Here is a 12,498-nt window from a genome sequence, read left to right as displayed (position 1 = left end):
GGAAGATGAATGACTGTCCACGACGCTATACCCAAAAGAACGCGGCCTGTTGGTTTAATATAAACACTCTTTTTAGCCATCCTGTGGTCTATGCTGATAACTTACTTCGAATAGCAATTATTAGTTTTGTGATCCTCAACACAAAATGCTATTCGGTAACCGTAAAACAAGAATAAATCGTGGGAAACGATTGCGTTCACAAAATGACGTCCTGCCATTGAGAGGAAAAATGACGTTAATCAATTGTTTTGTTTGTTTAATATATGTTTATTGAGTTTTAAGTCTTTGCTATGATCAATGTTTCATCTTCAACAAATAGCGCAAAAAAATGTGATGTGCCGCATTATTTATCTATGAAAACGATTTATTTATAATAAAATTTGATAACTTGCGCATTAAATTTAACTTAAAATTCGTCTGCGAAATACACGGTAATTGATTGAAATATCGTCTAAGCGCATTTTCTAATAAGAAAAATCAAGCGTGTTGTTATCGCCATAAAATATGGTTATCCCCCCTTATTTTTTTGATAAAAGTCAGGCTTTGTGTTGATTTTTATTGTCTAACTCATTGATATTAAATGGTTATATCGCTTTAAGGATTTACCTGGAAAACTATTGGAAGTTAATTTGTGAGTGGTCGCACATATCCTGTTCATTCCATTTTGATACAATTCATTCCGTCAATGAGGTAATTAACGCAGGTTGTTATGAGCACTATTCTTCTTCCTAAAACGCAACACCTGGTAGTCTTTCAGGAAGTCATCAGAAGTGGCTCTATTGGATCGGCTGCAAAAGAATTAGGGTTAACTCAACCAGCGGTAAGTAAAATCATTAACGATATTGAAGATTATTTTGGCGTTGAATTAGTCGTTCGGAAAAATACCGGCGTAACGCTGACACCTGCTGGTCAATTGTTGCTCTCTCGTTCCGAATCCATTACCCGCGAAATGAAAAATATGGTTAATGAGATTAGCGGTATGTCCACTGAGGCTGTAGTGGAAGTCTCATTTGGTTTTCCATCGCTGATTGGCTTTACCTTTATGTCCGGGATGATCAACAAATTCAAAGAGGTGTTCCCGAAAGCGCAGGTCTCAATGTATGAAGCGCAACTGTCTTCGTTCTTACCGGCTATCCGCGATGGGCGCCTGGATTTTGCGATAGGTACGTTAAGTGCAGAAATGAAGCTTCAGGATTTGCATGTTGAGCCGCTGTTCGAATCAGAATTCGTGCTGGTTGCCGGTAAGTCCCGAACATGCACCGGCACCACCACGCTGGAGTCTTTGAAGAACGAACAGTGGGTGTTGCCACAAACGAATATGGGATACTACAGCGAGCTACTCACCACGCTACAAAGAAATGGCATCAGTATTGAAAACATCGTTAAAACCGACTCGGTCGTCACCATTTATAATCTTGTTCTCAATGCTGATTTCTTAACCGTTATTCCCTGCGATATGACTTCACCTTTTGGTTCTAATCAATTTATTACTATTCCGGTTGAGGAAACGTTGCCGGTGGCACGATATGCCGCAGTATGGTCAAAAAATTATCGTATCAAAAAAGCAGCATCAGTTTTGGTGGAATTAGCTAAAGAGTATTCATCTTATAATGGGTGTCGACGAAGGCAATTAATAGAAGTTGGTTAGTTATTTGTTTTTTATTTAAACATGAATAATCCACCTGTATTTTTACAGGTGTTGGTTACGGTTACCTACAAATTTAATTCAGGCGAAGAGGTTTTATAATGCATATTACATACGATCTGCCGGTTGCTATTGATGACATTATTGAAGCAAAACAACGTCTGGCTGGGCGAATTTATAAAACAGGCATGCCTCGCTCTAACTACTTTAGTGAACGTTGCAAAGGTGAAATATTCCTGAAGTTTGAAAACATGCAGCGTACTGGTTCATTTAAAATTCGAGGTGCATTTAATAAATTAAGCTCCTTAACCGATGCCGAGAAACGCAAGGGGGTAGTGGCCTGTTCGGCGGGCAACCATGCACAAGGGGTTTCGCTTTCCTGTGCGATGCTGGGGATTGATGGTAAAGTCGTGATGCCGAAAGGCGCGCCAAAATCCAAAGTTGCGGCAACGTGTGACTACTCCGCTGAAGTCGTACTGCATGGCGATAACTTCAACGATACCATCGCCAAAGTAAGTGAAATTGTCGAAACGGAAGGTCGCATCTTTATTCCCCCTTATGATGATCCGAAAGTCATTGCCGGCCAGGGAACGATTGGTCTGGAAATTATGGAAGATCTCTATGATGTCGATAACGTAATTGTACCAATTGGCGGTGGTGGTTTAATTGCCGGTATTGCAGTGGCGATTAAATCTATTAACCCAACTATCCGTGTTATTGGTGTGCAGTCAGAAAACGTTCATGGTATGGCGGCTTCTTTCCACTCGGGAGAAATAACCACGCACCGAACTACCGGCACCCTGGCGGATGGTTGTGATGTCGCTCGCCCGGGTAATTTAACTTACGAAATCGTTCGTGAATTAGTCGATGATATCGTGCTGGTTAGCGAAGACGAAATCAGAAACAGTATGATTGCCTTAATTCAGCGCAATAAAGTCGTCACCGAAGGCGCGGGCGCTCTGGCATGTGCTGCATTATTAAGCGGTAAATTAGACCAATATATTCAAAACAGAAAAACCGTCAGTATTATTTCCGGCGGTAATATCGATCTTTCCCGCGTCTCTCAAATCACCGGTTTCGTTGGCGCTTAATTAATTCGTTGAGGATAGGATATGAGTACTTCAGATAGCATTGTATCCAGCCAGACAAAACAATCGTCATGGCGTAAATCAGATACCACATGGACGTTAGGTTTGTTTGGCACGGCAATCGGCGCCGGGGTGCTGTTCTTCCCTATCCGCGCAGGTTTTGGCGGACTAATTCCGATTCTGCTGATGTTGGTATTGGCATACCCAATCGCGTTTTATTGTCACCGGGCGCTGGCGCGTCTGTGCCTTTCCGGCTCTAACCCTTCCGGCAACATTACGGAAACGGTGGAAGAGCATTTTGGTAAAACCGGCGGCGTGGTCATTACGTTCCTGTATTTCTTCGCGATTTGCCCACTGCTGTGGATTTATGGCGTTACCATTACCAACACCTTTATGACTTTCTGGGAAAACCAGCTCGGCTTTGCGCCACTGAATCGCGGCTTTGTGGCGCTGTTCCTGCTGCTGTTGATGGCCTTCGTCATCTGGTTTGGTAAGGATCTGATGGTTAAAGTAATGAGCTACCTGGTATGGCCGTTTATCGCCAGCCTGGTGCTGATTTCTCTGTCGCTGATCCCTTACTGGAACTCTGCGGTTATCGATCAAGTTGATCTCGGTGCGCTGTCGTTAACGGGTCATGATGGCATTCTGATCACCGTCTGGTTGGGGATTTCCATTATGGTCTTCTCCTTTAACTTCTCGCCAATCGTCTCTTCCTTCGTGGTTTCTAAACGTGAAGAGTATGAGAAAGATTTTGGACGCGACTTCACCGAGCGTAAATGTTCACAAATTATCTCTCGTGCCAGCATGTTGATGGTTGCGGTAGTGATGTTCTTCGCCTTTAGCTGCCTGTTTACTCTTTCTCCGGCGAATATGGCGGAAGCGAAAGCGCAGAATATTCCGGTACTTTCTTATCTGGCTAACCACTTTGCGTCCATGACCGGCACCAAAACGACGTTCGCTATTACGCTGGAATATGCGGCTTCCATCATCGCACTGGTGGCTATCTTCAAATCTTTCTTCGGTCACTATTTGGGGACGCTGGAAGGTCTGAACGGTCTGATTCTGAAGTTCGGTTATAAAGGTGACAAAACCAAAGTGTCGCTGGGTAAACTGAATACTATCAGCATGATCTTCATCATGGGCTCTACCTGGGTTGTCGCCTACGCCAACCCGAACATTCTGGACCTGATTGAAGCGATGGGTGCGCCGATTATTGCCTCACTGCTGTGCCTGTTGCCGATGTACGCCATTCGTAAAGCGCCGTCTCTGGCGAAATACCGTGGTCGTCTGGATAACGTGTTTGTCACCGTGATTGGTCTGCTGACCATCCTGAACATCGTATACAAACTGTTTTAATCTGTAACTCAGGATGAGAAAAGAGATGAATGAATATCCGGTTGTTTTAGTTATTAACTGTGGTTCGTCTTCAATTAAGTTTTCTGTGCTGGATACCTCAGACTGTGAAGTATTAATGTCAGGTATTGCCGATGGTATTAACTCGGAAAATGCATTCTTATCCGTAAATGGAGGAGAGCCAGCACCGCTGGCTCACCACAGCTACGAAGGTGCATTGAAGGCAATTGCATTTGAACTGGAAAAACGGAATTTAAATGACAGAGTGGCCTTAATTGGCCACCGTATCGCCCACGGCGGCAGTATTTTTACCGAGTCCGCCATTATTACCGATGAGGTCATTGATAATATCCGCCGTGTTTCCCCGCTTGCACCGCTGCATAATTACGCCAATTTAAGTGGTATTGAATCGGCACAGCAATTATTTCCAGGTGTAACTCAGGTGGCGGTATTTGATACCAGCTTCCATCAGACAATGGCTCCAGAGGCTTATTTATATGGCCTGCCGTGGAAATATTACGAAGAGCTTGGCGTGCGTCGTTATGGCTTCCACGGAACCTCGCACCGCTACGTTTCTCAGCGCGCCTATTCGCTGCTGGATCTGGCGGAAGATGACTCCGGTCTGGTGGTCGCGCATCTTGGCAATGGTGCATCTATCTGTGCAGTTCGCAATGGTCAGAGCGTGGATACCTCAATGGGAATGACGCCGCTGGAAGGGTTGATGATGGGCACGCGCAGTGGTGATGTTGACTTCGGTGCGATGTCCTGGGTGGCGAGTCAAACCAACCAGAGCCTGGGCGACCTGGAACGCGTGGTAAATAAAGAGTCGGGATTATTAGGTATTTCCGGTCTTTCTTCCGACTTGCGCGTACTGGAAAAAGCCTGGCATGAAGGCCATGAGCGTGCACAACTGGCAATTAAAACCTTTGTTCACCGAATTGCCCGCCATATTGCCGGACACGCTGCCTCATTACATCGCCTGGATGGAATTATATTCACCGGTGGAATAGGAGAGAACTCAAGTTTAATTCGTCGTTTGGTTATGGAACATTTAGCTGTATTAGGAGTAGAGATTGATACAGAAATGAATAATCGATCTAACTCTTACGGTGAACGAATTATTTCCAGTGAAAATGCTAGCGTAATTTGCGCCGTTATTCCGACCAACGAAGAAAAAATGATTGCCTTAGATGCGATTCATTTAGGCAAAGTAAACGCCCCCGCAGAATTTGCATAATTTAGTTGAAGTATTGTAGAGAGATTATTTTTCATGAAGGTAGATATCGATACCAGCGATAAGCTGTACGCCGACGCATGGCTTGGCTTTAAAGGTACGGACTGGAAAAACGAAATTAATGTCCGCGATTTTATTCAACACAACTATACACCTTATGAAGGGGATGAATCTTTCCTTGCCGAAGCAACGCCTGCAACCACGGCGTTGTGGGAAAAAGTAATGGAGGGCATTCGTATCGAAAACGCGACTCACGCGCCGTTAGATTTCGATACCAATATTGCCACCACCATTACCGCTCATGATGCGGGATATATTGATCAGCCGCTGGAAAAAATAGTGGGTCTGCAAACGGATGCGCCGTTAAAACGCGCGCTGCATCCGTTCGGTGGCATTAATATGATTAAAAGTTCATTCCACGCGTATGGCCGTGAAATGGACAGCGAATTTGAGTACATCTTTACCGATCTGCGTAAAACCCATAACCAGGGTGTATTTGATGTTTATTCACCGGATATGCTGCGCTGCCGTAAATCTGGGGTACTGACCGGTTTGCCGGACGGTTATGGTCGCGGACGTATTATCGGAGACTATCGCCGCGTGGCGTTGTACGGCATCAGCTATCTGGTGCGTGAACGCGAACTGCAATTTGCCGATCTTCAGTCTCGTCTGGAAAAAGGCGAAGATCTGGAAGCCACTATCCGTCTGCGTGAAGAACTGGCAGAACATCGTCGTGCGCTGTTACAGATTCAGGAAATGGCAGCGAAATATGGCTTTGACATTTCCCGTCCGGCGCAAAATGCGCAGGAAGCGGTGCAATGGCTCTATTTCGCCTACCTGGCGGCGGTGAAATCGCAAAACGGTGGTGCGATGTCTCTTGGTCGTACCGCGTCGTTCCTCGATATCTACATTGAACGCGACTTTAAAGCCGGTGTGCTCAATGAGCAGCAGGCGCAGGAACTGATCGACCACTTCATCATGAAGATCCGCATGGTGCGCTTCTTGCGTACACCAGAATTTGATTCGCTGTTCTCCGGCGATCCAATCTGGGCTACGGAAGTGATCGGCGGGATGGGGCTGGATGGCCGCACACTGGTGACCAAAAACTCCTTCCGTTATCTGCATACCCTGCACACTATGGGGCCAGCACCGGAACCTAACCTGACTATTCTGTGGTCGGAAGCGCTGCCGATTGCCTTCAAAAAATATGCGGCGCAAGTGTCTATCGTCACCTCTTCCTTGCAGTATGAAAACGACGATCTGATGCGCACTGACTTCAACAGCGACGATTACGCGATTGCCTGCTGCGTCAGCCCAATGGTGATTGGTAAGCAGATGCAGTTCTTCGGCGCACGCGCTAACCTGGCGAAAACATTGCTGTATGCAATCAACGGCGGGATGGACGAGAAGCTGAAGATTCAGGTGGGCCCGAAAATGGCTCCGCTGATGGACGACGTGCTGGACTACGACAAAGTGATGGATAACCTCGACCACTTCATGGACTGGCTGGCGGTGCAGTACATCAGCGCGCTGAACCTCATCCACTACATGCATGACAAGTACAGCTACGAAGCCTCGCTGATGGCACTGCACGATCGTGATGTTTATCGCACGATGGCATGCGGGATTGCTGGCTTGTCGGTGGCGACGGACTCCTTGTCCGCAATTAAATATGCTCGCGTGAAACCGATTCGTGACGAAAACGGCCTGGCGGTGGACTTCGAAATTGACGGTGAATATCCGCAGTACGGCAACAACGACGAGCGCGTAGACAGTATTGCCTGCGACCTGGTTGAACGCTTTATGAAGAAAATTAAAGCGCTACCAACCTATCGTAACGCCGTGCCGACCCAGTCGATTCTGACGATCACCTCAAACGTCGTGTATGGACAGAAGACAGGTAACACGCCGGACGGTCGTCGTGCGGGTACTCCGTTTGCCCCTGGCGCTAACCCGATGCACGGTCGTGACCGCAAAGGGGCCGTGGCTTCGCTGACCTCTGTGGCGAAACTGCCGTTCACCTACGCCAAAGACGGTATTTCGTACACCTTCTCAATTGTCCCTGCGGCGTTGGGCAAAGAAGATCCGGTACGCAAAACCAACCTTGTCGGTCTGCTGGATGGCTATTTCCACCACGAAGCGGATATCGAAGGCGGTCAACATCTCAACGTCAACGTTATGAACCGGGAAATGTTGTTGGATGCCATCGAGCACCCGGAAAAATACCCTAACCTGACAATCCGTGTCTCTGGCTACGCTGTGCGCTTCAACGCGCTGACCCGTGAACAGCAACAGGATGTGATTTCACGTACCTTTACCCAGGCGCTCTGACGCCGGAGGATGTATGAAAAAAATTATCGAAACGCAACGTGCCCCGGGGGCAATCGGCCCTTATGTTCAGGGTGTGGATTTAGGCAGCATGGTCTTCACTTCCGGGCAAATTCCGGTTTGCCCGCAGAGCGGCGAGATCCCGGCTGATGTGAAAGATCAGGCACGTTTAAGCCTGCAAAACGTCAAAGAGATTGTTGTCGCTGCCGGTTTGTCCGTGGGCGATATCGTCAAGATGACGGTATTTATCACCGATCTGAACGACTTCGCCACCATCAATGAAGTCTATAAGCAGTTCTTTGATGAGCATCAGGCGACCTACCCGACCCGTAGCTGCGTGCAGGTCGCGCGTTTGCCGAAAGATGTGAAGCTGGAAATCGAAGCTATCGCAGTACGTAGCGTGTAAAGCCCGGAGTGGGGCGGCCGCAGAGTCGTCCCACTCCTCTTCACAGAGTGGCAATCCGAGAGTGTGGTTATGATTAGTGCATTCGATATTTTCAAAATTGGTATTGGTCCCTCCAGTTCGCATACCGTGGGGCCAATGAATGCTGGAAAAAGTTTTATCGATCGGCTGGTAAGTAGTGGTTTATTAACCGCAACGAGCCACATTGTGGTCGATCTTTACGGGTCGTTGTCACTGACGGGCAAAGGCCATGCCACGGATATCGCTATCATCATGGGACTGGCAGGGAACAGTCCGCAGGATGTTGTTATTGATGAGATCCCTGCATTTATTGAACTTGTGACGCGCAGTAGTCGACTCCCGGTGGCGGCAGGCGCACATGTGGTTGATTTTCCTGTAGCAAAAAACATTATTTTTCATCCGGAAATGTTGCCGCGTCATGAGAACGGAATGCGGATTACTGCCTGGAAAGGGCAGAAAGAACTCTTAAGCAAAACCTATTATTCTGTCGGCGGCGGTTTTATTGTTGAAGACGAACACTTCGGCCTGACGCATGATGTCGAAATGCCAGTACCTTATGACTTCCATTCGGCAGGCGAACTGCTGAAAATGTGTGATTACAATGGGCTGTCTATTTCTGGTCTGATGATGCAAAACGAACTGGCGTTGCGCAGCAAAGCGGAAATTGACGCTGGTTTTGCGCGTATCTGGCAGGTGATGTCTGACGGTATTGAACGCGGCATGAACACCGAAGGCGTATTGCCTGGCCCGCTTAATGTCCCACGCCGGTCGGTGGCGCTGCGCCGCTTGCTGCTTTCTAGTGACAATATCTCTAACGATCCAATGAATGTGATCGACTGGATCAATATGTTTGCTCTGGCGGTCAGTGAAGAAAACGCCGCTGGTGGACGTGTAGTGACGGCACCCACTAACGGCGCTTGCGGTATTATTCCGGCGGTGCTGGCCTATTACGATAAATTCCGCCGTCCGCTCAATGAGCGCTCTATCGCTCGTTTTCTACTGGCGGCTGGTGCTATCGGCGCGCTATATAAAATGAATGCCTCCATTTCCGGTGCGGAAGTGGGGTGTCAGGGGGAAATTGGCGTGGCCTGTTCGATGGCAGCGGCAGGGCTAACCGAACTGCTGGGCGGTAGCCCGGCTCAGGTGTGTAATGCGGCGGAAATCGCCATGGAGCATAACCTTGGGCTGACCTGCGATCCGGTAGCCGGGCAGGTGCAAATTCCGTGTATTGAGCGGAATGCGATTAATGCCGTGAAAGCGGTGAACGCAGCGCGGATGGCGATGCAGCGTACCTCTGCACCACGTGTTTCGCTCGATAAAGTGATCGAGACGATGTATGAGACTGGCAAAGATATGAACGATAAATACCGCGAAACTTCACGCGGAGGACTGGCTATTAAAGTGGTCTGCGGCTGACATTGTTGTCAGCTTTCATCCTTGGGTGCACAAAATGTGCACCCTTTTTTATTGTGATCTGCCGCAAATAGAGAATAACCATTTCCTATTTATCGATTTGGTAGAAAATTATTATCCATCACCGTTATTTCAAAGTCTTGATTGTGAAGATTTTCTCTGACCTCACGCGTATCATTTCTTTATTCTAATAACTCGCCTGCAAAAAACGTAGACCGCATATCGCCTTGATGCGGCTCGGAAAAAAATAATAAGCCCTACAAAATATTGAGCGAGAAATTATGGAAATTGCATCGAATAAAGGCGTTATTGCAGACGCTTCGACCCCGGCGGGTCGTGCTGGAATGAGCGAAAGTGAGTGGCGTGAAGCAATCAAATTCGACAGTACCGACACCGGTTGGGTGATTATGAGTATTGGGATGGCGATTGGCGCGGGGATTGTTTTTCTCCCGGTGCAGGTCGGTTTGATGGGATTGTGGGTATTTTTGCTCTCATCAGTGATTGGTTACCCGGCAATGTATCTGTTTCAGCGGTTGTTTATTAATACGCTGGCCGAATCGCCGGAGTGTAAAGATTATCCGAGCGTCATCAGTGGCTATTTAGGCAAAAACTGGGGCATCCTGTTAGGTGCACTTTATTTCGTGATGCTGGTGATCTGGATGTTCGTCTATTCCACCGCCATCACCAACGATAGTGCCTCCTATCTGCATACTTTTGGCGTGACCGAAAGCGTGCTGTCAGACAATCCGTTTTATGGACTGGTACTGATTTGTATTCTGGTGGCGATCTCCTCACGCGGCGAGAAACTGTTATTCAAAATTTCAACCGGCATGGTGCTGACCAAACTGTTGGTAGTCGCGGCATTAGGCGTGTCGATGGTCGGAATGTGGCATCTGTATAACGTGGGTTCGCTGCCGCCGCTGGGGCTGCTGGTGAAAAACGCGATTATTACGCTGCCGTTTACTCTGACCTCAATCCTGTTTATTCAGACTTTAAGCCCGATGGTGATTTCCTATCGCTCGCGGGAAAAATCGATTGAAGTGGCGCGACATAAAGCGCTACGGGCAATGAACATTGCATTTGGCATTTTGTTCGTCACTGTCTTTTTCTATGCCGTGTCGTTCACCCTGGCGATGGGACATGACGAAGCGGTAAAAGCCTATGAGCAGAATATTTCTGCCCTGGCGATTGCCGCGCAGTTTATTAGCGGTGATGGCGCAGCGTGGGTAAAAGTGGTCAGCGTCATTCTCAATATCTTTGCCGTAATGACCGCGTTCTTTGGCGTCTATTTAGGCTTTCGCGAAGCCACGCAAGGGATAGTAATGAACATCCTGCGCCGCAAGATACCCGCCGAGAAGATTAACGAAAATCTCGTCCAGCGCGGCATCATGATTTTCGCTATTTTACTGGCCTGGAGCGCCATCGTACTGAACGCGCCGGTGTTGAGCTTCACCTCTATCTGTAGCCCGATTTTCGGCATGGTGGGGTGCCTGATCCCGGCGTGGCTGGTTTACAAAGTACCGGCATTGCACAAATACAAAGGTGCCTCTCTGTACCTGATTATCGTCACCGGTTTGTTGCTCTGTGTTTCACCGTTCCTGGCATTTTCTTGATTTACCTGAAATTTTAAGGTTTTTATTATGTTTAATTCGACTTTAAATCCGTTATGGCAGCGTTACATTCTCGCAGTACAGGAGGAGGTAAAACCGGCGCTGGGATGTACTGAACCTATTTCACTGGCGCTGGCAGCGGCGGTTGCTGCGGCAGAACTGGAAGGTCCGGTTGAACGTGTAGAAGCCTGGGTTTCGCCAAATCTGATGAAGAACGGTCTGGGGGTCACCGTTCCCGGTACGGGAATGGTGGGGCTGCCGATTGCAGCGGCGCTGGGAGCGTTAGGCGGAAATGCCAAAGCTGGGCTGGAAGTGCTGAAAGATGCGACAGCACAGGCGATTGCCGATGCCAAAGCGTTGCTGGCGGCGGGAAAAGTGTCGGTTAAGATCCAGGAGCCTTGCGATGAAATCCTCTTCTCTCGCGCCAAAGTCTGGAGTGGTGAGAAGTGGGCTTGTGTCACCATCGTCGGCGGACATACCAACATTGTGCATATTGAGACGCACAATGGCGTGGTGTTTACTCAGCAGGCGTGTGTGGCCGAGGGCGAGCAAGAGTCGCCGCTGGCGGTGCTGTCTAATACGACGCTGGCAGAGATCCTGAAGTTCGTCAATGAAGTGCCGTTTGAGGCGATTCGCTTTATTCTCGATTCTGCGAAGTTAAATTGCGCATTATCGCAGGAAGGTTTAAGCGGTAACTGGGGGTTGCATATTGGCGCGACGCTGGAAAAACAGTGTGCACGCGGTTTGCTGGCGAAAGATCTCTCTTCGTCAATTGTGATTCGTACCAGCGCGGCATCTGATGCGCGTATGGGCGGCGCAACGCTTCCGGCGATGAGTAACTCGGGTTCTGGTAATCAGGGGATCACCGCGACAATGCCTGTGGTAGTGGTAGCGGAACACTTCGGTGCTGATGATGAGCGTCTGGCGCGCGCGTTGATGCTTTCGCATTTGAGCGCGATTTACATCCATAACCAGTTGCCGCGATTGTCTGCGCTGTGTGCTGCAACGACGGCAGCAATGGGGGCCGCCGCCGGGATGGCATGGCTGGTGGATGGGCGTTATGAAACGATCTCAATGGCGATCAGCAGTATGATCGGTGATGTTAGCGGTATGATTTGCGATGGCGCATCGAACAGTTGTGCTATGAAGGTTTCGACCAGTGCTTCGGCAGCATGGAAAGCGGTGTTAATGGCGCTGGATGATACCGCCGTGACCGGCAATGAAGGCATTGTGGCGCATGATGTTGAGCAGTCGATTGCCAATCTGTGTGCGCTGGCAAGCCATTCGATGCAGCAAACGGATCGGCAGATTATCGAGATTATGGCGAGCAAGGCCAGATAAGCGCCGGATTTCGGATGTCATACCTGATGCCGGATGCGATGCTGGCGCATCTTATCCGGCCT

Annotated in this window: 9 protein-coding genes; all 9 read left to right on the top strand. The window is 48.6% G+C overall.

Annotation, left to right across the window (positions count from 1 at the left end):
• Positions 1–709 precede the first annotated feature (709 nt).
• Entirely contained in the window at positions 710–1,648 is a 939-nt protein-coding gene (gene tdcA, locus A31E_RS07455; RefSeq protein WP_000104220.1) for a transcriptional regulator TdcA, read from the top strand.
• 98 nt (positions 1,649–1,746) lie between these two features.
• Positions 1,747–2,736, top strand: coding sequence for a bifunctional threonine ammonia-lyase/L-serine ammonia-lyase TdcB (tdcB, locus tag A31E_RS07460; RefSeq protein WP_000548354.1), 990 nt, complete (start codon positions 1,747–1,749; stop codon positions 2,734–2,736).
• A 21-nt stretch (positions 2,737–2,757) separates the two neighbouring features.
• Positions 2,758–4,089, top strand: coding sequence for a threonine/serine transporter TdcC (tdcC, locus tag A31E_RS07465; RefSeq protein ID WP_000107717.1), 1,332 nt, complete (start codon positions 2,758–2,760; stop codon positions 4,087–4,089).
• Between the two features lie 25 nt (positions 4,090–4,114).
• A complete protein-coding gene (gene tdcD / locus A31E_RS07470) occupies positions 4,115–5,323 on the top strand; it encodes a propionate kinase (protein WP_010379154.1) in 1,209 nt (402 codons plus the stop codon).
• Positions 5,324–5,356: 33 nt separating this feature from the next.
• On the top strand, positions 5,357–7,651 hold the full coding sequence (tdcE, locus tag A31E_RS07475) for a 2-ketobutyrate formate-lyase/pyruvate formate-lyase (protein WP_001517141.1): 2,295 nt from the start codon (positions 5,357–5,359) through the stop codon (positions 7,649–7,651).
• Between the two features lie 13 nt (positions 7,652–7,664).
• On the top strand, positions 7,665–8,054 hold the full coding sequence (locus A31E_RS07480) for an enamine/imine deaminase (RefSeq protein WP_000719985.1): 390 nt from the start codon (positions 7,665–7,667) through the stop codon (positions 8,052–8,054).
• A 69-nt stretch (positions 8,055–8,123) separates the two neighbouring features.
• A complete protein-coding gene (tdcG, locus tag A31E_RS07485; RefSeq protein ID WP_000622150.1) occupies positions 8,124–9,488 on the top strand; it encodes an L-serine ammonia-lyase in 1,365 nt (454 codons plus the stop codon).
• A gap of 278 nt (positions 9,489–9,766) precedes the next feature.
• Complete coding sequence (locus A31E_RS07490) at positions 9,767–11,098, top strand: SLC5/6 family protein (protein WP_000401606.1); 1,332 nt, start codon at positions 9,767–9,769, stop codon at positions 11,096–11,098.
• Between the two features lie 27 nt (positions 11,099–11,125).
• Positions 11,126–12,436, top strand: a complete 1,311-nt coding sequence (gene cyuA / locus A31E_RS07495; protein WP_000483437.1) for a cysteine desulfidase — start codon at positions 11,126–11,128, stop codon at positions 12,434–12,436.
• Positions 12,437–12,498 lie beyond the last annotated feature (62 nt).

It is taken from the genome of Escherichia sp. KTE159 (assembly GCF_000408805.1).
GTDB classification, from domain to species: Bacteria; Pseudomonadota; Gammaproteobacteria; order Enterobacterales; family Enterobacteriaceae; genus Escherichia; species Escherichia marmotae.
This window is presented reverse-complemented; position numbering and strand designations above follow the sequence as displayed.

What these genes read in the sequence shown, in the direction of transcription:
- tdcC (WP_000107717.1), top strand. Translation starts at nt 2,758, where the DNA reads ATGAGTACTTCAGATAGCATTGTATCCAGCCAGACAAAACAATCGTCA.
- A31E_RS07490 (WP_000401606.1), top strand. Translation starts at nt 9,767, where the DNA reads ATGGAAATTGCATCGAATAAAGGCGTTATTGCAGACGCTTCGACCCCG.
- tdcG (WP_000622150.1), top strand. Translation starts at nt 8,124, where the DNA reads ATGATTAGTGCATTCGATATTTTCAAAATTGGTATTGGTCCCTCCAGT.
- cyuA (WP_000483437.1), top strand. Translation starts at nt 11,126, where the DNA reads ATGTTTAATTCGACTTTAAATCCGTTATGGCAGCGTTACATTCTCGCA.
- tdcB (WP_000548354.1), top strand. Translation starts at nt 1,747, where the DNA reads ATGCATATTACATACGATCTGCCGGTTGCTATTGATGACATTATTGAA.
- tdcA (WP_000104220.1), top strand. Translation starts at nt 710, where the DNA reads ATGAGCACTATTCTTCTTCCTAAAACGCAACACCTGGTAGTCTTTCAG.
- A31E_RS07480 (WP_000719985.1), top strand. Translation starts at nt 7,665, where the DNA reads ATGAAAAAAATTATCGAAACGCAACGTGCCCCGGGGGCAATCGGCCCT.
- tdcE (WP_001517141.1), top strand. Translation starts at nt 5,357, where the DNA reads ATGAAGGTAGATATCGATACCAGCGATAAGCTGTACGCCGACGCATGG.
- tdcD (WP_010379154.1), top strand. Translation starts at nt 4,115, where the DNA reads ATGAATGAATATCCGGTTGTTTTAGTTATTAACTGTGGTTCGTCTTCA.